Source organism: Betaproteobacteria bacterium (assembly GCA_016720065.1).
Classification (GTDB): Bacteria; Pseudomonadota; Gammaproteobacteria; order Burkholderiales; family Rhodocyclaceae; genus SSSZ01.
In genome coordinates this window covers 300813-322354 of sequence record JADJXY010000001.1, presented here as the reverse complement: position 1 = coordinate 322354, position 21542 = coordinate 300813, and the positions used below count along the sequence as shown (strand labels likewise).

The 21542-nt window shown below is 67.2% G+C and carries 15 protein-coding genes and 1 pseudogene; 12 read left to right on the top strand and 4 right to left on the bottom strand.

The genetic code is table 11. The annotated features are described in order from the left end of the window. Positions 1 to 34: 34 nt before the first annotated feature. Positions 35 to 481, bottom strand: a complete 447-nt coding sequence (gene mraZ / locus IPM73_01515; protein ID MBK8916769.1) for a division/cell wall cluster transcriptional repressor MraZ — start codon at positions 479 to 481, stop codon at positions 35 to 37. Between the two features lie 422 nt (positions 482 to 903). Between mraZ and aceE the strand changes: the two genes are divergently transcribed. From aceE to IPM73_01490, 5 genes are all read left to right on the top strand, one after another. Continuing rightward, positions 904 to 3582 carry a pyruvate dehydrogenase (acetyl-transferring), homodimeric type gene (gene aceE / locus IPM73_01510; protein MBK8916768.1) on the top strand — a complete coding sequence of 893 codons (2679 nt, stop codon included), beginning with the start codon at positions 904 to 906 and terminating at the stop codon, positions 3580 to 3582. 13 nt (positions 3583 to 3595) lie between these two features. After that, positions 3596 to 5251: a dihydrolipoyllysine-residue acetyltransferase gene (gene aceF, locus IPM73_01505; protein MBK8916767.1), complete on the top strand. Its 1656-nt coding sequence runs from the start codon at positions 3596 to 3598 to the stop codon at positions 5249 to 5251. A 12-nt stretch (positions 5252 to 5263) separates the two neighbouring features. Next, entirely contained in the window at positions 5264 to 7162 is a 1899-nt protein-coding gene (gene lpdA / locus IPM73_01500; GenBank protein ID MBK8916766.1) for a dihydrolipoyl dehydrogenase, read from the top strand. Positions 7163 to 7343: 181 nt separating this feature from the next. Continuing rightward, positions 7344 to 8411, top strand: a complete 1068-nt coding sequence (locus IPM73_01495; GenBank protein MBK8916765.1) for a DUF839 domain-containing protein — start codon at positions 7344 to 7346, stop codon at positions 8409 to 8411. 98 nt (positions 8412 to 8509) lie between these two features. Further along, positions 8510 to 10261 (top strand): hypothetical protein, encoded by a 1752-nt coding sequence (locus IPM73_01490; protein MBK8916764.1) that lies wholly within the window; start codon positions 8510 to 8512, stop codon positions 10259 to 10261. Positions 10262 to 10277: 16 nt separating this feature from the next. Here IPM73_01490 and IPM73_01485 read toward each other — a convergent pair whose 3' ends face one another. The 3 genes from IPM73_01485 to ppk2 are packed head-to-tail and all read right to left on the bottom strand — an operon-like array spanning position 10278 to position 14199. Then, on the bottom strand, positions 10278 to 11786 hold the full coding sequence (locus IPM73_01485) for a PAS domain-containing protein (protein MBK8916763.1): 1509 nt from the start codon (positions 11784 to 11786) through the stop codon (positions 10278 to 10280). Then, the gene (locus IPM73_01480) at positions 11783 to 13075 is read right to left on the bottom strand and encodes a M18 family aminopeptidase (protein ID MBK8916762.1); all 1293 of its coding nucleotides are present in this window, start codon (positions 13073 to 13075) and stop codon (positions 11783 to 11785) included. Before IPM73_01480 ends, IPM73_01485 begins: the two co-directional genes overlap by 4 nt. Then, positions 13072 to 14199, bottom strand: a complete 1128-nt coding sequence (gene ppk2 / locus IPM73_01475) for a polyphosphate kinase 2 (GenBank protein ID MBK8916761.1) — start codon at positions 14197 to 14199, stop codon at positions 13072 to 13074. The genes IPM73_01480 and ppk2 overlap by 4 nt, the downstream gene beginning before the upstream one ends. 638 nt (positions 14200 to 14837) lie before the next feature. Here ppk2 and IPM73_01470 point away from each other — a divergent pair. The 7 genes and pseudogenes from IPM73_01470 to IPM73_01440 all read left to right on the top strand — a co-directional run bounded on the left by IPM73_01470 (position 14838) and on the right by IPM73_01440 (position 21517). Beyond that, positions 14838 to 15449, top strand: coding sequence for a thermostable hemolysin (locus IPM73_01470; protein MBK8916760.1), 612 nt, complete (start codon positions 14838 to 14840; stop codon positions 15447 to 15449). A 256-nt stretch (positions 15450 to 15705) separates the two neighbouring features. Beyond that, on the top strand, positions 15706 to 17205 hold the full coding sequence (locus IPM73_01465; protein ID MBK8916759.1) for an AMP-binding protein: 1500 nt from the start codon (positions 15706 to 15708) through the stop codon (positions 17203 to 17205). Further along, positions 17192 to 17866, top strand: a complete 675-nt coding sequence (locus tag IPM73_01460) for an iron-containing redox enzyme family protein (GenBank protein MBK8916758.1) — start codon at positions 17192 to 17194, stop codon at positions 17864 to 17866. Before IPM73_01465 ends, IPM73_01460 begins: the two co-directional genes overlap by 14 nt. Then, positions 17863 to 18729, top strand: coding sequence for an SDR family oxidoreductase (locus tag IPM73_01455; protein ID MBK8916757.1), 867 nt, complete (start codon positions 17863 to 17865; stop codon positions 18727 to 18729). Before IPM73_01460 ends, IPM73_01455 begins: the two co-directional genes overlap by 4 nt. Positions 18730 to 18741: 12 nt before the next feature. Then, a complete protein-coding gene (locus tag IPM73_01450; GenBank protein ID MBK8916756.1) occupies positions 18742 to 19383 on the top strand; it encodes a hypothetical protein in 642 nt (213 codons plus the stop codon). Then, positions 19384 to 20055, top strand: a pseudogene (locus IPM73_01445) (response regulator). A gap of 649 nt (positions 20056 to 20704) precedes the next feature. After that, on the top strand, positions 20705 to 21517 hold the full coding sequence (locus IPM73_01440; protein ID MBK8916755.1) for a hypothetical protein: 813 nt from the start codon (positions 20705 to 20707) through the stop codon (positions 21515 to 21517). Positions 21518 to 21542: the final 25 nt, after the last annotated feature.

The window sequence follows — 21542 nt, the reverse complement described above, 5'->3', positions numbered from 1 at the left end:
GTGCGACCGTGAGCCGGGCGGAGGTGGGGACCGATCACAGCACCAGGTCTCCAAACCCGGCCGGCAATTCGCCGGACAAGGCCTCGGCCGCCAGATCGTTCTGTTTCTGCCAACCCGCTTCGCTCCAGATTTCGAAGTGGCTGCCCATGCCCACCAGATAGACGGTCTTCTCCAGGTGGGCATAGGTCCGCAGTTCCGGGGCCAGCAGGATGCGGCCGGCGGAATCGAGCTCCTCGGTGCGGGCATTTCCCACCAGGACGCGCTTGAGCGATGCCGCCCGGGGATCGAAGCTGGGGACACGAAGAATCTGGTCCCGGATCGGCTCCCAGACCGGCGTGGGATAGAGGAGCAGGCAGCCGTGAGGGTGGGAGGTGAGCGTGAGGGAGCCTTCGCCGGCGGCCAGGAGCGCATCCCGGTGGCGGGCCGGAATGGCCATGCGCCCCTTCGCATCCAGATTCAACGCCGCCGCGCCTTCGAACACTCGCCTCCCCCTATTACCCACTTTTTGACACCTTTTCCCACTTTAGTGCATGCCTTCGGGGGGAGTCAAGGGCAAACGCAGGATTTTTTCTGTGAAGACAAGGACTTACGACACTTTTCCGTGGAGATTTTGGAGAATTTTTTTCCTTAAAAATCAATGTGCCAATATGAACACTTAATGTAATTTGTTACGAGTGGGGAAAACCTGCCCAGCGGCACCCTCAAGTATCAGGAAGGCATCATTTCCGCACCCGGCCATACCCCCGGTCGGGTCTACGGGTAAACCGCAGTTGCACGATACGAATTACGGTTTTACCATGTGAAATGTGAGTGCGCCCAGCCCTACCCGGCGGAGGCGCCAGGCGTTAGAGTTGTCCGGCCCACCAGGCTCGACGGAATACAACCCAATCGAGGAGACGAACCATGGCAGACCCCACCCCCGCCCGTGCCGCCGACGCCGACCCCCAGGAGACCCGCGAGTGGGTCGATGCCCTGGAAGGCGTCATCGCCCAGGAAGGCCCCCAGCGTGCCCATTACCTGATCGAAACCCTGATCGGCCAGGCCCGGGAAGACGGCATCGACATTCCCTACTCGGCCAATACCGAGTACATCAACACCATCCCCGCCGACCAGCAGCCCAAGTACCCGGGCAACCCGGATCTGGAACTGAAAATCCACTCCTATATCCGCTGGAACGCCATGGCCATGGTGGTGCGCGCCAACAAGGACACCAACGTGGGCGGCCACATTGCCTCCTTCGCCTCCGCCGCTGCCCTCTACGACGTGGGCTTCTCCCACTTCTGGCACGCCCCCGGCGCCGAGCACGACGGCGACCTGATCTTCTTCCAGGGCCATTCGGTGCCCGGCATCTATGCCCGCGCCTTCATGCTCGGGCGCCTGAGCGAGGAGCAGATGGACAACTTCCGCCAGGAAACCGGCGGCAAGGGCATTTCCTCCTACCCGCACCCCTGGCTGATGCCGGATTTCTGGCAGTTCCCCACCGTCTCCATGGGTCTCGGCCCCATCCAGGCCATCTACCAGGCCCGCTTCATGAAGTACCTCGCTTCCCGCGGACTGATCGACGCCAAGAAGGCCGAGCAGCGCAAGGTCTGGGCTTTCCTGGGCGACGGCGAGACGGATGAAGTCGAATCCCTGGGCGCCATCGGCATGGCCGGCCGCGAACAGTTGGACAATCTGGTCTTCGTCATCAACTGCAACCTGCAACGCCTGGACGGCCCGGTGCGCGGCAACGGCAAGATCATCCAGGAGCTGGAAGGCGAATTCCGCGGTGCAGGCTGGAATGTCATCAAGCTGGTCTGGGGCACCCACTGGGACGCCCTCTTCCAGCGCGACAAGAAGGGCATCCTGAAGAAGCGCATGATGGAATGCGTCGATGGCGAGTACCAGACCTTCAAGGCCAAGAACGGCGCCTACGTGCGCGAGAATTTCTTCAACACGCCGGAATTGAAGGAACTGGTGGCCGACTGGACCGACGACGAAATCTGGCAACTGAACCGCGGCGGCCACGACATCTTCAAGATCTTCGCCGCCTACAAGGCCGCCACCGAGCACAAGGGCCAGCCCACCCTGATCCTGGCCAAGACCATCAAGGGCTTCGGCATGGGTCAGGCCGGCGAGGCCATGAACATCTCCCACCAGCAGAAGAAGCTGGACCACGAGGCCATCCGCCGCTTCCGTGACCGCTTCGGCCTGCCGGTGCCCGACGACCAGCTCGACGCCCTGCCCTACCTGAAATTCGCCGAGGATTCGCCGGAATACCAGTACCTGCGCCAGCGCCGCCTGGACCTGGGCGGCTTCCTGCCCCAGCGCCGGCGCAAGGCCGCTCCCCTGGCGGTGCCGGGCCTCGATACTTTCGCCGCCCTCTTGAAGGCTTCCGGCGAAGGGCGCGAGCTGTCCACCACCATGGCCGTGGTGCGCATCATGAACATGCTGCTGAAGGACAAGCAGGTCGGCAAGAACGTGGTGCCCATCGTGCCGGACGAATCCCGCACCTTCGGCATGGAAGGCATGTTCCGCGCCGTCGGCATCTGGAACCAGCAAGGCCAGAACTATGTGCCGGAAGACCACGACCAACTGATGTTCTACAAGGAGTCGAAGAGCGGCCAGGTGCTGCAGGAAGGCATCAACGAAGCCGGGGCCATGAGCGACTGGATTGCCGCCGCCACCGCCTACTCCGTGCACAACGTGCAGACCATCCCCTTCTATATCTGCTACTCCATGTTCGGCCTGCAGCGGGTGATGGATCTGGTGTGGGCCGCCGGTGACCAGCGTGCCCGGGGCTTCCTGGTCGGCGGCACCGCCGGCCGTACGACGCTGAACGGCGAAGGCCTGCAACACGAGGATGGCCACAGCCACATCCTGGCCAACCTGGTGCCCAACTGCATCTCCTACGACCCCACCTTCCAGTTCGAAGTCGCCGTCATCGTCCAGGACGGCCTGCGCCGCATGCACGTGGAGCAGGAGGACGTCTTCTACTACCTGACGGTGATGAACGAGAACTACGAGCATCCGGACATGCCCAAGGGCGCCGAAGCCGACATCATCAAGGGCATGTACGCCCTGCGGCAGGGCGCCAAGAGCAAGGGGCCGCGGGTCCAGCTGCTGGGGTCCGGCACCATCTTCCGCGAGGTCATCGCCGCCGCCGACCTGCTGAAAAACGACTGGGGCGTCGAAGCCGACCTCTGGGGCTGCCCGTCCTTCAACGAACTGGCCCGCGAGGGCCAGGACGTCGCCCGCTGGAACCTGCTGCATCCGCTGGAGACGCCAAAGCTGTCCCACGTCGAGCAGAAGCTCAAGGGCGCCGAAGGCCCGGTGGTCGCCGCCACCGACTACGTCAAGCTGTTCGCCGAGCAGATCCGCCCCTTCGTCAAGGGCACTTATGTCACCCTGGGCACCGACGGCTTCGGCCGCTCCGACACCCGCGAGGCCCTGCGCCACCACTTCGAAGTGGATCGCCACTGGGTGACCCTGGCCGCACTGAAGGCCCTGGCCGACGAAGGCAAGATCGAGCGCGAGAAGGTCGCTGCCGCCCTGGTCAAGTACAAGCTGGATCCGGCCAAGCCGAATCCGATGGCGGTTTGAGGGGGAGACGACCATGAGCCAACTCATCGAAGTCAAAGTCCCCGATATCGGCGATTTTTCCGACGTGCCGGTCATCGACCTGTTCGTCAGAGTGGGCGACCCCATCAAGGTCGACGACGCCATCGCCACCCTGGAATCCGACAAGGCCACCATGGACGTGCCAAGCACCGTCGCCGGCGTGGTCAAGGAAGTGCTGGTGCAGATCGGGTCGAAGGTCAGCGAGGGATCCTTACTGATCAAGGTGGAAAGCGGCGCAACCGCCGCTGTCGCTGCCCCCGCGCCCCAGGCGGCAGCCTCTTCCCCCGCCCCGGTCGCTCCCGCGGCTGCTGCGGCCCCGGTGGCCGCACCTGCCGGCGCTGGCGGTGTGGTGGAAGTGAAGGTGCCGGACATCGGCGACTTTTCCGACGTGCCAGTCATCGACCTCTTCGTCAAGGTCGGCGACAGCATCAAGGTGGACGACGCCATCTGCACCCTGGAATCGGACAAGGCCACCATGGACGTGCCTTCCACCGCCGCCGGCGTGGTCAAGGAAGTTCTGGTGCAACTCGGCTCCAAGGTCAGCGAAGGCGCCCTGCTGATCAAGGTGGAGAGCGGCGCAGCAGCAGCTGTCGCAGCGCCCACCGCCGCGCCCCAGCCGGTTGCCCCGTCTGCCGCGTCTTCGCCTGCCCCCGCGGCTGCGGCACCTGCCGCCGCCCCCGCTGCCCTGCCCGCCGCCCAAGCCCAGCCGCTGGCCCTCGGCGCCAAGGTCCATGCCTCGCCGTCGGTGCGTGCCTACGCCCGGGAACTGGGCATCGATCTCTCCAAGGTCACCGCGTCCGGTCCCAAGGGCCGCATCCTCAAGGAAGACCTGAGCAAATACGTCAAGGGCGTGATGACCGGTGCCATCTCCGGCCCGGTGGCTTCCGCCTCGGGCGGCGTCACCGGCGGCGGCGTGCTCGACCTGCTGCCCTGGCCGAAGGTGGACTTCAGCAAGTTCGGTGAAATCGAAACCAAGCCCCTGTCCCGCATCAAGAAGATCTCCGGCCAGAACCTCTCCCGCAACTGGGTGATGATCCCCGCCGTGACCTATCACGAGGATGCCGACATCACCGACCTGGAAGCCTTCCGGGTGCAATTGAACAAGGAAAACGAGAAGGGCGGCGGGGCGAAACTCACCATGCTCGCCTTCCTGATGAAGGCCTGCGTCAAGGCCCTGCAGAGGTTCCCCGAGTTCAACGCCTCGCTGGATGGCGACAATCTGGTGCTGAAGAAGTACTTCAACATCGGCTTCGCCGCCGACACGCCCAACGGCCTCGTCGTGCCGGTGGTCAAGAATGCCGACAAGAAGTCCGTCTTCGAGCTGGCGCAGGAATCCGGCGACCTGGCCAAGCAGGCCCGCGATGGCAAGTTGAAGCCGGCCGACATGTCCGGCGCCTGCTTCACCATCTCCAGCCTGGGCGGCATCGGCGGCACCTCCTTCGCCCCCATCGTCAATGCGCCGGAAGTGGCCATCCTCGGGGTCAACAAGTCGGCCATGAAGCCGGTGTGGGACGGGAAGGATTTCGTGCCGCGCCTGACCCTGCCCCTGTCGCTGACCGCCGACCACCGCGTCATCGACGGCGCCCTGGCGACCCGTTTCAACGTGTATGTCGCGCAGCTGCTGGCGGACTTCCGCCGCGTCGCGCTGTAAGGGGGGATGACCATGAGTCTCGTAGAAGTCAAAGTCCCCGACATCGGCGATTTCTCCGACGTGCCGGTCATCGACCTCTTCGTCAAGGTCGGCGATGCCATCAAGGTGGATGACGCCATCTGCACCCTGGAATCCGACAAGGCCACCATGGACGTGCCGAGCACTGTCGCCGGCACGGTCAAGGAAGTGCTGGTCCAGCTCGGCTCCAAGGTCAGCGAAGGCGCCCTGCTGATCAAGGTCGAAGCAGGCGCCTCCCCTCTCCTTCAAGGGGAGGGCCAGGGTGGGGATGGGTCGAAGACCGCAGCCTCGGCCCCCCATCCCCCTCCCAGCCGCCCAGAGCAGGCTCTGCATAGCCTGCCCACTCAGTCGGCGCAGAGCAGTGCTCTGCGAAACCCCGCCTTCGCCCCCCTTGAAGGGGGAGGAGCCGCGCCGGTGACCGGCAGTCATGCCGGCGGCGCCGACCTGGAGTGCGAGATGCTGGTCCTCGGCGCCGGCCCCGGCGGCTATTCCGCCGCCTTCCGCGCCGCCGACTTGGGGCTGAAGACCGTCATCGTCGAGCGTTACGCCACCCTCGGCGGTGTCTGCCTGAACGTCGGCTGCATTCCCTCCAAGGCCCTGCTGCACGTGGCCGAGATCATCGACGAGGCCCGTCACGCCAACGACCTCGGCGTCACTTTCGCTGCCCCCCAGGTCGATCTCGACAAGCTGCGCGCCCACAAGGACAAGGTCGTCGGCAAGCTCACCGGCGGCCTCGCCGGCATGGCCAAGGGACGCAAGGTCGAGGTGGTACGCGGCTATGGCAGCTTCCTCGATCCGCACCACATCGAGGTCGAGGAAACCACCGGCAGCAGTCAGGACAAGACCGGCAGCAAGAAGATCATCAAGTTCCAGAAGTGCATCATCGCCGCCGGCTCCGCCGCGGTGCATCTGCCCTTCATCCCCCGCGACCCGCGGATCGTCGATTCCACCGGCGCCCTGGAGCTGCCGACTTTTGGAAAAAATTCGGTGCCGAAAAAGATGCTGGTCATCGGCGGCGGCATCATCGGCCTGGAAATGGCCACCGTCTATTCCACCCTCGGCGCCAAGGTCGATGTCGTGGAGATGATGGATGGCCTGATGCAGGGCCCCGACCGCGATGCGGTCAAGGTGTGGGAGAAGCAGAACGCCCACCGCTTCGAGCGCATCATGCTCAAGACCAAGACCGTGGCGGTGGACGCCAAGGACGACGGCCTGTGGGTCAGGTTCGAAGGCGAGGGCGCGCCCAATGCCGAAGCCGTGCGCTACGACATGATCCTGCAGGCGGCAGGACGCAGCCCCAACGGCAAGAAGATCGGCGCCGAGAAGGCCGGCGTGGTCGTCACCGACCGCGGCTTCATTCCGGTGGACGCCCAGATGCGCACCAACGTGCCCCACATCTTCGCCATCGGTGATCTCGTCGGCCAGCCCATGCTCGCCCACAAGGCCGTCCATGAAGCCCACGTCGCGGCGGAAGTCGCGGCAGGACACAAGGCCGCCTTCGACGCCCAGGTGATTCCCGGCGTGGCCTACACCCACCCCGAAGTGGCCTGGGTCGGCACTACCGAGGAGCAGGCCAGGCAGGAAGGCCGCAAGGTCGAGACGTCCAAGTTCCCCTGGGCCGCCTCCGGCCGCGCCATTGCCAACGGCGCCGACTACGGCTTTACCAAGCTGATCTTCGATGCCGAGACGCACCGCGTCATCGGCGGCGCCATCGTCGGCCCGTCGGCCGGCGACATGATCGGCGAAGTCTGCCTGGCCATCGAAATGGGCTGCGACGCCGTCGATATCGGCAAAACCATCCACCCTCACCCCACCCTGGGCGAAACCGTCGGCATGGCCGCCGAAGTGGCCCACGGCACTTGCACGGATGTTCCACCGCCGCGCAGGAAGTAAGCGATCCCATCTGCACTTCCTGACGCGATTTCAGGCGACGGCGACCCCGTCGCCTTTTTTTGCCGCCGGACAATCGGCAACATAGCCAACATCAGCCCGTAACACAGGGCCGCCATGACCGCGCTGCCGAGGGGGCGTTCAACGTGTTGACCTCAAAAATTCCAACTACAACACCCGGACCGTGACCATCGTTGCCCCCGGCACCCAGGGGTTCGTTTCAGGCGATGCCTCCCGGTGGACCCCCTGGGGCACTTACCTTACGGCCGAGGAATCCTGGGGCGCCAACAGCACCAAGGGACGCCTCTTCGAGGTCACCAATCCCACCACGGCAGCCGCCAATGGCGGCGACTTTGTCCAACGCACGGTGATTCCGCGGGTATCCCACGAAGGCCTGGCTTTCGATAACAACAACACCCTCTATTTCGTCGACGAACTGAACGGCGGCGGCATTTACAAGTACGTGTCGGCCAAACCCAATGCCACATCGGGTGCCGACTACTTCGCCGAAGGCCAGACCTACGCGCTCAAGGTCGGCGGCGGAGGCCAATTCGAAGGCAACAACGGCAGTGCCATCGCCGGCGGCGCCACCTGGGTCGCCATCACCGATGCAGCAGGCAGAGCACTTTCCGGCGTGTCGGTCGTCCTCGCCGACGGGACCATTGACGGCCGCGCCTCGGCCACCGCCGTTGGCGCAACGGGCTTCAACCGCCCCGAAGACCTGGAAATCAAGGTACTGGCAAATGGCCACGAACTGATCTACTTCACCACGACGGATTCGGATAACGATGCCAACGCAAGCAACGGCCGGGGCCGGGTGTACGCGCTGGATCTGGCCACGAACACCGTCAAGCTCGCAGCGGACAACACCCTCAAGGACCTTGCCACGGGGCTTGCCGTCGGCAGTGCCTGGAGCAACCCGGACAACCTTGCCATCGACGCGGCGGGGAACATCTACGTTGTCGAGGACCAGGATGGCGGCAAGGCCGACATCTGGTTCCTGCAGGATATCGATGCCGACGGAATCGGCGATGCAGTGGGCCGCTGGCTGTCCTTGTCGACGCTCGGCGCCGAGCCGACCGGACTGTATTTCGACAAATTCGATCCCTCGGTCGCCTACGTCAATGTTCAGCATCCGGCCAGCGGCGACGATCAACTGATCCGTCTCCACGCCGTCCCCGAGCCTGGCGCCCTGCTACTGGCCCTCACCGGACTCGGCCTGATGGGCACGGCGGGCCGTCGTCGGCGCTGAAGGTCTCCCCCAAGCGATCCACCCAGGGCGCCCAAGCGGCGCCCTTTTTCTTGTCCATCCCCGGTTAGCCCGAACCGCTGACACCGTACGGGGATGCCATGCAAGCGACGCACCGGCGGGCACCGCCCGGCAATGCCGCGCCCCCGGGGCATTCGGGTAAACTGCCTCCTCCCCATCCCAACGGACCAAGCACCGTGACCGCGACGCCCTCCCCTCCCCCCGTCGTCCGCCACTTCCGGGCCAATCTGGTCTGGCCGCTGCAACTGGAACCCCTGGACTCGCCCGAAATCGACGGGCGCCACTGGGAAATTTTCGAGGCCGGCCTGCCGGGTACCCCCTGGTACCGTGTGGACGATGAATTCACTGCCGACGCGCGGGATTTCAAGGAACGGCATTACCGGGAGTTCGTTTCCTTCCTGCCTTACGTGCAGCGCTTCCTCTACGGTGAGGGGCGCTCCCGCACCCCGCGCCCCGACGACCCGCCGGGAGGCTCGCCCATGCACGTCTTCCGGCGCAGCGACGTGGCCCGCCTGCGCATCACCCTACGCAAGGATTCCGAGCCCCTGCTCCTGGACGTGGTCCACCTGGACCTGTATTTTTTCCACGATCTGGATCTGGTGCTCCTCAACCTCGAAGTGCAGGCCGGGGAGATGCCCCTCGCCACGGCGCGGGATCTGCTCTTCCGCTTCGGCCGCGCCTACCCTTCCGGCTGGGACGAGGAAGGCGCCGGCCTGCACAACTCCCACCTGGCCGAATGGCTGGACGCCGAAGGCCGCGTCCTGGCGCGCTCCGACGCCCAGCGGCGGGAGAAATTCCTCAGCTACGTCTGCGCCCACCGCAGCCCCTGCATTTCGGAACACTGGGCCTGCCTCATCCGGCCCCTGGTCCTGGCCCACTCGGACGAAACCGGCGCTCTGCGCTACCGCCTGATCGAATACCACCGCATGCCGGTCACCGCCTACCTGGCGGTGGACGATCCCCGCCGCCTCTCGCGGGAGGACTGGGTGCGCATCGGCCTGGCCACTACCCTGCACCCGGACGAGGCCTTGCCGAGCAAGGATCCCGCCGTCGCGGAATTCGAAAGCCGCTTCTGCCAGGACCGTTTCTGGAACGACAGCGACGCCGGTCCCAATACCCGCTTCCTGTGCACCGGCAACGCCCTCACCGTGGTGGGCGATGCCCGCCAGTCCTTCTTCCTGGACAAGGAGCGGGGTGTGTTGGCCCAGTTCCGCCATCAGTATTTTCTGGTCTTCCTCATCGCCCACCTGCACCGGGCGGCGCTCCTGGTCTTCGCCGACGTCCTGGTCGATTCGGTGAACGACCTGGACATCCGGGACGACACTTCGGTGCGCCGCTTCAAACGCCGCATCCGGGCCAATTTCGAGACTTTCCTGCGTTTCACCCACCGTTACTGGTTCCACGAAATCTCGGAGCGCCCCCACGTGCAGGCCATTTTTCGCCTGAGCGCCGATCATCTGCGCAACGACGCCCTATACGACGAGGTGCGGGACGAAATCAGCGAAATGTCGGCCTATCTCGACAGCGATTCCCAGCGCCGCCAGTCCAACACCGTCGTCCGCCTCACCGTCATCACCATCCTGGGGCTGATCGCCACGGTGACCACCGGTTATTTCGGCATGAACATCATTACCTTCGCCGAGGAATCCACCCTCACCAAGATCGTGCATGCGGTGCTGTCCACGACGATCTTCGTCGGCCTGGTGTTCTACGCCGTGGCCCGCTCCAAGCGCCTGTCCGACTTCCTTGAGGATTTGGCCGATGAGCGCCTGGGCTTCGGCGCCAAGATGGCTTCCCTGGGCCGGGTGCTCGCCGGGCGGGACCGCCTGTGAGCCTCTGACTCCAGGATCACGCGCCCGGCACGGCGCGCAGCGGAAACCACAGGGTCAGCACCGTCCCCGCACCGGGGGCGCTGTCCACCCGCAACTCGCCGCCCGCAGCCTCCGCCCGCTCGCGCATGCTCAAAAGCCCCAGGGACGTGAGGCGGCGCGAACGCTCCGCCGCTTCCCGCAGGTCGAAGCCCACGCCATCGTCCTGCACGCTGAGCCACAGGGCACCCTCCTCGATCCACAGCCCGACCACGATGGCGCTCGCCTGGGCATGGCGCAGGGCATTGCCGACGGCGCCCTGGACGGTGCGGAAGGCCGCCAGTTCGATCGGCGGGTCGAAGCGGCGCGACCCCACCGACTGCTCCAGGCGCAGGCTGGGCTGGCCGCCGGCCGGCAACTGGCCGATGAACCAGCGCAGGCTGGCAGCCAGCCCCAGTTCATCCAGGATGGGGGGCCGCAGGCGGCGGGCCAGATGCTTGGTCACATCCACCAGGCCGGCGGTAATGGCGTTCGCCGCCCGCAGGTCGGCCAGGCAGGCCGGATCGCCGGCCAGCTTGCGGCGCAGGCTTTCCAGGGTGAACTGGAGGGCGGCCAGGGACTGCCCCACCTCGTCGTGCAGTTCCCGGGAGAGCGCCTGGCGCTCGGCCTCCTGCAACGCGAACTGTTTGGCGGCCAGCTCCTTGAGCTGCGCTGCCGCCTGGCGCTCCGCCTCCTCGGCGGCCTTGACGGCAGTGATGTCGAGACAGATGCCGCGCATGGCCAGGGGCCGCCCGACGCTGTCGCAGGTGGTGCTGCCGTGGACGGCGATCCAGCGCACCTCGCCGGAGGGACGCAAGAGCCGGTGTTCGTTATCCAGGATGCCGCTGTGCACGGCAGCCTCCACCCGGCTTTCGGCCTCAGCCCGATCGTCGGGATGGACGATGCGCCTCCAGGTCTCGACACTGGCTTCTTCCCGCTCCGGATCCAGGCCGAAGAGACGGAAGAATTCGTCCGACCAGGTCAGACGGCCGGTAACCATGTTCCAGCTCCAGATGCCGGCGCCAGCAGCTTTTTGGGCCAGGTTGAGGCTATCCAGGGCCTGGCGCAATTCGCTCTCGCGGCGCTTGGCGCCGGTCAGCACGTCGAAGGCCGCCACCACGAAGCCCCGCCGGGGCGAACAGAGGGAAACGCTGAACCACTCCCCGAGACCGGGCACGAACATTTCGAACATTTCCGCCCCCCCGCCCCGGGCGACCCGGCCCAGGGCCTCCAGGGCGGGGCCGTTGCTGGCCGGGAAATCGGGCAGGAGGTGGCACAGGCGCTGACCCACCACGTTGCGCAGGTGGGTGATGCGCTGGTGGGCGGCGTTCACGTAGAGGTGGATGAGGTCCACCGGACGCCCCCGGTCGAAGATCACCCGGCCATACACGACGGCGTTGAAGACATTGTCCAGGGCCTGGCCCAGGACTTCCTCCCGCGTGGGGAGGGGGCGCTGGCCCGCAGGCGCCCCCGGGCCGGGGGGCAGGAGGCCACCAGGCCGTGGATTCATCGCCGAAAGTGTTCGCCCAGGGCGGCGATCAGGGCCCCGTGGTCGTGGCTGCCGGCGCTTTCCCGCAGGCTGTGCATGGCCCACAGGGGGTTGCCCACATCGACCACCGCCATGCCCAGACGGGCGGCGACCAGGGGGCCGATGGTGCTGCCGCAGCCCAGGTCGCCCCGGTGGGCGTAGGACTGGCAGGGCACCCCCGCCGCCGCGCAAAGCTCGGCGAAGCGCGCCGCGCTGTCGGCCCCGGTGGCGTAGCGCTGCCCGGCGTGGGTCTTGATCACCGGGCCGCCATTCACCAGGACGCGATGGCCCGGCTCGTAAGCATTGGGGAAATTGGCATTCCAGGCGTGGGCCATGTCGGCGCTGACGAAGAAGCTGCGGGCCCGGGCGCAGCGCCCGCCCTCGGCATCCAGCCCCAGGGCGGCGCCGGTCCGCTCCAGGACATCGGCCAGGAAGCTGCCGCCGGCCCCCACGGCGCTTTCGCTGCCCACTTCTTCGTGGTCGAAGAGGGCCACCCCCACGCTGGCTTGCGGCGCCTCGGCCCCCAGGAGGGCACCGAGGGCGGCGTGGCAGGAGGCGAGGTTGTCGAGGCGGGCAGCGGCGATGAATTCCTGCTCCGCGCCCCAGAAGGCGGCGGGCTGGGTGTCGAAGGCGGCCAGATCCCAGGCCAGAATGTCCGCCGGGGAAACTTCCAGACGATCCGCCAGCAAGCGGCGGAAGCGCGTGTCGCCCTCCGCCGCCTGGCCGTCCACGGCGAGCAGCAGGGGCAGTTCGGTCTGGCGATTGAACTTGAGGCCCTGTTCGTTCACCTCCCGGTTCATGTGGATGGCCAGATTGGGCAGACGCAGGAGCGGCCGATCGAAGGCCAGCAGCCGGGTCTGCGGCCCCGCCGCGCTGCGCACGACGACGCGACCGGCCAGGGAAAGATCCCGGTCGGCGAAACTGGCAAGGATGGGGCCGCCATAGACTTCCACCGCCAGGCGCAGGCTGCCTTCGCCGGCCAGGGCCGGCCGGGGCTTGACCCGCAGGCCGGGGGAATCGGTGTGGGCCCCCACCAGGCGCCAGCCGGCCCGCTCGGGCGAATCCTGGCCGATCACGAAGGCGATGAGGGACGAGCCCCCCCGCTGCACGAAATGCCGCCCCCCGGGAGAGAGGCGCCAGCGCTCCCCTTCGTCCAGGGGCGTGAAACCCGCCGCGACAAGGCGCGCCACCGCGCGCTCCACGGCGTGCCAGGGGCTGGGGCTGGCGTCGATGTAAGCCAGCAGGTCGGCGGCGTGCCGGGGCGCGGTCAAAGGAGCGGCGCCCCGACCCGGTGTTCGCCCCGCTCATACACCACGTGGGCGCGGCCGACGATGAGGGGGTCCAGGTTGCCGATGCGCTCGGTGTCCTTGCTCGTGTAGGGCAGGCGGTGAAGGATGTAGCGCATGGCGTTGAGACGCGCCCGCTTCTTGCAGTCGGACTTGATGACCGTCCAGGGCGCGTCGGCGGTATCGGTGTAGAAGAACATCGACTCCTTGGCCTTGGTGTAGTCCTCCCATTTATCCAGGGAGGCCATGTCGATGGGGGAGAGCTTCCATTGCTTCAGGGGGTGCACCTTGCGCTCCTTGAAGCGGCGGCGCTGCTCGTCGCGGCTGACCGAGAACCAGAACTTGATGAGGTGGGTGCCGTTCCGCACCAGCATGCGCTCGAATTCCGGCACCTGGCGCATGAACTCGGCGTACTCGGCTTCGCTGCAGAAGCCCATCACCCGTTCGACGCCGGCCCGGTTGTACCAGGAGCGGTCGAAGAGGACGATCTCGCCATGGGTAGGCAGGTGCTGCACGTAGCGCTGGAAATACCACTGGCCCCGCTCCAGTTCCGAGGGCTTCTCCAGGGCCACCACCCGGGCGCCCCGGGGGTTGAGGTTTTCCATGAAGCGCTTGATCGTGCCCCCCTTGCCGGCGGCGTCCCGCCCTTCGAAGAGGATCACCACTTTTTGCCCTGTCTCCTTGACCCAGGCCTGGAGCTTGAGCAGTTCGACCTGGAGACGGTACTTCTGGCGCTCGTAATTGCGCCGCAGCATGAGGTTCTTGTAGGGGTAGCCCCCGTCCCGCCAGTCGGGCAGCAGTTCGTCGTCGGGGTTGGGGGTCATCAGGCCGGCGGCCATGCGTTGCTGCTTGAGCAGGCCCTTGAGCAGCGCCACCGACTCCTCCTGGGTCACCCCCGAGATGAGGTCGCGCAGGGCGGCCAGGCGCGCCTCCTGCGCCGCATCCAGGGCCTCGCCGACGGTGAAGCCTTCGATGTGGGACGCTGCATCGGTCGGCCCGGTATCTCCAGCCTTGACGCTGCGCCGGGGCGAACGCTTGGCAATCGTCGGCCGTTCCGCCGCCGGCTGGGGTTTCCGGCGCCGCGCCGGTCCGCTCGCTGCATCTGCCATGATCTTCTCCCTGGAAAACGCCGGCGCGGCGCTCTGCCGCGGGCATCGGGGGATTATCGACCTGCGCTCGCGGGCTGTAAATGCGGGCTGCTGTCCCCGGAGAAACCGGACGACTCATTCCTGGTCTCCCCGGCCTGACCGTTTTTCTGAACCCATGGTTTCCGCGCCTGATGCGCGGGCGTACTTTCTTCTTGAGTGGCAAGAAGAAAGTAGCCAGAAGCCACCCCTGGGTCGGAGGCCCCCGTTGGGGGCTACCAAAGCTAGCCGCCCGGCCCCACAGCCCGGACGCCCCTCCCCCCATGGAAGACGCTGAGCAACGCAGGGCTTCCGGGGGCCTTCGGGTCGCGTTGTCCGAGCCGCAGGCGAGTTTAGCGACCCGCCCGGAAACCCGAGTAGCGCAAGGGACCGGGCAAAGCCCGGCGTCGACCCTGGGGTCGCCTTCTCTTTGGTGACTTTCTTTTGGCGAAGCAAGAGAAAGTCACCCGCCCTCAGGGCGGAACCCCAGGGTTCAGCCGCTTCCGGGCCGGCCGAGGATCAATGAACAGTCCGCAACCCCGGACCTCCCCCGCGGATATGGTTAAGAACCCTTTAAGGATGGCGGGCGACACTCCGCCCATCCAATCAGAAGGGAATTCGCCATGCAGACTGCCAGGCACAGCCTGTTCGACCGACTGGGGAGCGGCGCCGGTGCCGTGACCTCGGTCCACGCCCCGCCCGGTGCTCCCCGGCGGAGTGTCGCCGAGGGCTTCATCCGGGAGGTGTTCGCCCAACGCTATGGCGCCCGGGTAAACAGCTTTGCGCCCAATCTGGTGTTCTTCGAGGAAGCGGGGCAGGTCGTCGCCGCCACGGGCTGGCGGGCCGCCGGTCACGAGACCCTGTTTCTGGAACGCTACCTGGACCGCCCGGTCGAGGAGGCCCTGGGCCATCTCGCCTCCCAGGCGGTGAGCCGGCAGCGCATCGTCGAGGTGGGCAATCTGGCTTCCACCCGCTCGGGGGGAAGCGTCCATGTGATCCTGGCCCTGGCCCGTCAGTTGGACCGCTTGGGCTTCGAATGGGTGGTCTTTACGGCCACGGCGGAACTGGTCCGCCTGTTCAGCCGCCTGGGGCTGCCGCTCTTCGCCCTGGCGCCGGCCGATCCCTCCCGGCTGGGCGACGAAGCCGCCGATTGGGGAAGTTACTACGACGCCGGCCCGGTGGTGGTCGCCGGGCGCGTGCGCCAAGGGGTCGAGATCAGCGGGAGGTGGCGTTGAACCTAGAAACCTCAGTTGACCGCTTGTCGATACCCGGAATGTCTTGTGCCCTGGAACTTCGCACCCCACCGAATCGCACACCCGTTGGGTGGCATCGCTACGTGCCCGTTGGCGCATCCGGGTGGGCGCCTGGCTTTGTCGCTCCTCCTTGCAGGCTTCAGCCTGCTGCGTCGTCGCTTCGCGCCAGACACCCGCCCGACCGCACCACCGGGCTCGTCCAACTGAGGTTTCTAGGTTGAACCCGGCCTGGAAACCGCTGCGCGCTGCCCTGGCAGCGCGTCCCAAGGAGGCGCCGGTCCTGGTGGGTGAGCAAAGCACCTGGAGGGCGGGCGATACCTTGGCCGCTATCGACGATCTGGCGGCCGGGCTGGCCGGGTGCCGCGCCCTGGCGGTCCTGGCGGACAACGGCCCCGCCTGGGCGCTGGCCGAGCTTGCCGCCCTGGCGGCCGAAGTTCCCCATGTGCCTTTGCCCACCTTCTTTCAGGGCACGCAACTGGCCCACGTCCTGGATGCCACGGGGGCAGACTGCATCCTCACCGACCAACCGGAACGCATCGGCGCCCTGGATCGCGGCTTTGCCATCACCGGCCGCGATCTGGGACTGATCCGCATGCAGCGTGTGCCCCTGGAGGGTGCTGCGCTGCTGCCTGCGGGGACCGCCAAGCTGTCCTTCACCTCGGGCAGCACGGGCGCCCCGCGCGGCGTGTGCCTGGCCGCTGCCGGCCTGGCCGATACAGCGGCGGCGGTGGCGGCCCGCCTGGCGGACATGCCCCTCGCGTGCCACCTGGCCGTGCTGCCTCTTTCGCTCCTGCTCGAGAATGTCGCCGGTCTGCACGCCGCCTTGCTCGCGGGGGCGGAGGTCCATCTTCCCGGGCTCGCGGCCCTGGGCTGGCGCGGCATGGCCGGCTTCGATCCCCTCGCACTGGAGGAGCAGATCGCACAGCGGCAGCCGGCTTCGCTCATTCTGGTGCCGGAATTGCTCAAGGCCTGGACCCTGCTGCGGGCCAGGGCGGGCAGCCCGGCACCGGAGAGTCTGCGCTTCGTTGCCGTCGGCGGTGCCCGGGTAGACGGCAGCATTCTCGCCCGGGCCCGACACCTGGGCATCCCCGCTTATCAGGGTTATGGGCTGACCGAGTGCGGTTCCGTGGTCAGCCTCAACCGCCCCGGCGACGACGGCGACGACTGCGGCCGCCCCCTCGACCACGCGCGCGTCTCCGTCGTCGAAGACGAGGTCATTGTCGCCACCCGGGCCTTCCTCGGCTATCTGGGGAGCGAGCCGGCCCCCGCCGACCCTGCCGGATTCCGCCCCCATGCCACCGGCGACCTCGGCGGTCTCGGCGGTACCGGCCACCTCGCCCTGGCCGGCCGGCGGGGTAACCTGCTCGTCACCTCCTGGGGGCGCAACGTCTCGCCGGAATGGATCGAGGCGGCGCTCCTTGCCCAAGCCGCGGTGCAGCAGGCCGTCGTCGGAGGCGACGCCCGGCCCTGGTTATGGGCCGTGCTGGTGCCGGCCCCCGGCGCCACGGCGGACGATCTCGCCGCAGCGGTGGCCGCCGCCAACGCCGGACTCCCCGATTACGCCCGGGTGGGAGGCTGGGTGAGCAGCGCCCCCCTCACTTTCGCCAACGGCATGGCCACCGGCAACGGTCGCCCCCGTCGCGGCGCCGTTCAGGAAACCCATGCCGCCGCGCTGGCGGCGCTCTACGAATCGATTCCGCAAACCCTGCGCAAGGAAACCGCCGATGTCCTTTTATGAAACCCTCACCGAGATGACGGCCACCGAGCGCCGGCAACTGCTCGCCGCGCCCATCATCCACGACTGCCTGCAAGGGCGGGTGCGCAAGGCCAGTTACCTCGCCTTCCTTGCCCAGGCCTATCACCATGTCCGTCACACCACGCCTCTCCTCATGCTCCTGGGGGGGCGTCTGCCCGAACGTCTGGCCTGGTTGCGCAAGGCGGTGGCCGAATACATCGAGGAGGAAATCGGCCACGAGGAATGGATCCTCAACGACATCGGCGCCGCGGGCGGCGACCCTGCTGCCGTGCGGGCCAGCGCCCCGGACCTGCCCGCCGAACTGATGGTGGCCTACGCCTACGATCTGGTGAACCGCGGCAATCCGGCCGGTTTTTTCGGCATGGTCTACGTGCTGGAAGGCACCAGCGTGGCCCTCGCCCTGAACGCGGCCGACCTCATCCAGGCCTCCCTGGGACTGCCGGACGGCGCCTTCACCTATCTGCGCTCCCACGGCACCCTGGATCAGGAGCACACGCGCCACCTGGCCCTTCTGGTCGATGCCATGGAACCCGGCGACCAGGCCGAAGTGCTGCGTGCCGCCCGGGTGTTCTTCCGCCTCTACGGGGATATCTTCCGCGCCCTGCCGGCCTACGGCGCAGTGTTCGCCGAGGGGGCATCATGAACCTCGCCAGCGCACGCATTCTGCTCACCGGCGCCAGTGGCGGCCTGGGGGGCGCCCTGGCCCAGCAACTGGCAGCCTCCGGCGCCGCGCTGCTGCTGGCGGGCCGCGACCCGGAACGCCTGGCCGAAATCGGCCGCAGCCTGCCCCGGGCTCAGGGCATTACCCATTCCACCGTGCGGGCCGACCTGACCCAGCCCGAAGGCGTTGCCGCCGCTGCCGGAGCCGCCCGGGAATTCCGCGCCAACGTGCTCATCAACAACGCAGGTGTCGGGGGCTTCGGCCTCTACGAGCGGCACGAATGGGGCGAAATCGACACCCTGCTGGCCACCAACCTCACGGCGCCCCTGCGCCTGACCCACGCCCTGCTGCCCTGGCTCAAGGCCCGGCCCCAGGCGGCCATCGTCAATATCGGCTCCACCTTCGGCAGCCTGCCCTTCGCCGGGTTTGCCGCCTACTCCGCCGCCAAGGCCGGCCTGCGCGGTTTCTCCCAGGCCCTGCGGCGCGAGTTGGCCGACACCTCGGTGGCCGTGGTCCACATCGCCCCCCGGGCCATCGACACGGCGCTCAACAGCGCGGCGGTGGTCGCCCTCAACCGGGATCTGGGCAACCCCAGCGATTCCGTGGAGGCCGTAGCCCGCCAGGTCGTCGCCGCCCTGGAACGGGGAGGCGGCGAGCATCACCTGGGGTTTCCCGAACGTTTCTTCGCCTGGCTCAACGGCGTCGCGCCGGCCCTCATCGACCGCGGTCTGGCCGGCAAGCTGGCGGTGATCAAGCGGCACGCCCTGGCCCCCCTCTCCCCCAGCCCCTCTCCCGCCGCGCGGGAGGAGGGAGATGAACGAGACGCTGCGCGTCTTTCACTTTGATTGGAGTTTCCGATGAAATTCTTCCGTTTTCTCGCCGTTCTCGCCTTCTTCGCCAGCGCGACCGCCGGTGCCGCCTCTCCGGAGGAACTCATTCGCCCCCTTCAGGACCGCTGGGCGGAAATCAAGTACAAGACCCCCGAGAAGCAGCAGGAGGAGGCCTACCAGAGCCTGGTGCAGCAGGCCCGCAAGCTGGCCGAGGCCCATCCGGGCACGGCGGAAATCCTCATCTGGGAGGGGATCGCCCTGTCCAGCCAGGCAGGTGCCAAGGGCGGCCTGGGGGCACTGGGACTGGCCAAGGAAGCCCGGACGCGCTTCGAGGATGCCCTGAAGCTCGACGAAAAGGCGCTGGCCGGATCGGCCTATACCAGTCTGGCCACGCTCTACGCCAAGGTGCCGGGCTGGCCCATCGGTTTCGGCGACAAGGCACGGGCCGAGGAATTGTTCCGCAAGTCCCTCGCCATCAACCCGTCCGGCATTGACCCCAATTATTTTTACGGCGAGTATCTCCTGGACCGCTCCCGTCCCGGCGAGGCCCGGCCCTATCTTGAGGCGGCCCTCAAGGCGCCGCCGCGCCCCGGCCGCGAACTGGCCGACAGCGGCCGGCGCGGTGAGGTCGAGGCCCTGCTGGCCAAACTGGCCAAGGAAGGAAAATAGTTGCGCGTTCTGCTGGTCGAAGATGATGAACTCCTGGGCGACGGCATTCAGGCCGGCCTGTTGTTGGCCGACTACGCCGTCGACTGGGTGCGGGACGGCGAGTCCGCCCGCCTGGCGCTCCTCGATCACGCCTACGACCTCTGTGTCCTCGATCTCGGCCTGCCCAAGAAGGGCGGGCTCGCCGTCCTCGCGGAACTGCGGGCGAGGGGCGGCAATACGCCCGTTCTGGTGCTCACTGCCCGGGATACGGCAGCGGACAAGATTGCCGGTCTGGACGCCGGCGCCGACGACTACCTGACCAAACCCTTCGACCTGGGGGAGCTTCAGGCCCGCCTGCGGGCACTCACGCGGCGGGCCGGCGGCACCGCCCTGCCGCTGTTGACCCACGGCGAAGTAAGCCTGACCCCGCCAGCAAGCGCGTGACGCGAGGAGGAGGAAGTCGCTCTCTCGGCCCGCGAATACGCCGTACTGCACGATCTTCTCCGTCACCGCAACCAGTTGCGCACCCGCAGCCAATTGGAGGAAAGCCTCTACGCCTGGGGAGGCGAGGTGGAAAGCAATACGGTCGAGGTCTACATCCACCACCTGCGCAAGAAGCTCGGCACCGGCTTCATCCGCACCCTGCGCGGCCTCGGCTATCGTCTGGGCGAAGGTGAAGAGGGTGCCTCATGAACCGCTTTGCCGCCGCCCCCCTGTTGGGGGAGCAGCCGGCTTCCCTGCGTCGCCGCCTCCTGGTCATGGTTTCCCTTGCCACCGGGGTGATCTACGTGCTGGCCGCCCTCCTGACCTATCGCCAGGCGCGCCATGAAGTTCAGGAAATGATGGATGGCGAGCTGGTCAAGGTAGGCCGCCTCGTACTCATCCAGGCCCGTGACGAATCACCCCGTCTCGCGGAATTTGCCGCAGCCCTGGCCACGGTACGGGGGATGAAGCCCCGTCACAACAAGCTTGCCCTGGAGTTCGTGCTGACCCGGGGGGACGGCCTCGTTCTGGCACGCTCCGATCTGGCGCCAACCGGTCCCGTCGGTCGCGCGCTCGGCTTCAGCAATGTAGAGCAGGGCGGGCAATTGTGGCGCACCGTCGTTCTGGAAACCGGCGACCGCGGGCACCGGGCACTCATCGCGCAGTCGATCCGGCAACGCGACAAGGAGGCGCTGGAGATCGCCACCAAGACGGTTCTGCCGCTGGCCTTCCTGCTGCCCTTGCTCATAGCGCTCATCTATTTCTCCGTGCGGCGCGGCCTGCGACCCCTGGACGAACTGGCGGGGGACGTGGCAGCCCGTTCCCCGGCAACCTGTCTCCCTTGGTTCCGGCGACCACCTTGCGGGAAACCGGACCTCTGGTCGTCGCCCTCAATCGGCTCCTGGACAGGCTGGCCAAGGCTCTGGACAACGAGCGCCGTTTCACCGCCGACGCCGCCCATGAACTGCGCACGCCTCTGGCGGCGCTCAAGATTCACGCCCAGGTAGCCCTGGCCACTGGCGACCCGCAGCAATGCAAGACTGCGGTGACCAAGGTGATCGCGGGGGCGGATCGCGCCACCCGTCTGGTCGAGCAGCTTTTGCGCCTGGCCCGCCTGGATCCCCTGGAGAAACTGGGTGATCCGCGACCCGTCGATCTGGCCGATCTGGCACGCAATGCGGTGGAAGATGCTGAGCGCATTGCGCGGGAGCGCGGCATCGCCCTGGAACAGGTCACTGCCGACTCGGTACCGACGGTTCCCGGCGACCGGGATCTGCTGGAAGCGGCCCTGCGCAATCTGGTGCACAATGCCTTGACCTACGCCCCCCGGGGGAGCCGCGTCACGGTTCGGGCCGGGGCCGATTTCGGCCAGCCGCTGCTGGAAGTGCGCGACGATGGTCCAGGCGTGCCGCCGGAAGAACTGTCCCGTCTGGTCGAACGCTTTTACCGGGGCCGCGACGTCAGTGCTGAAGGGAGCGGCCTGGGGTTGGCGATCGTGCACCGTATCGCGGAACTGCACGGGGCGCGTCTGGAAATCGAGAATCTGGAGGGCGGTGGCTTCGCCGCCAGTCTGCGCTGGTGTCTCGTGGGAGACGCCGGGTGGACTTGCGAGTCCCGCATCCCGGGCCCTGTGTCCGCAGCCATAAAAAAAGGAAGTGCTCTTGAGCGATAGTGACGGCAAGCGTTCCACGACGCTG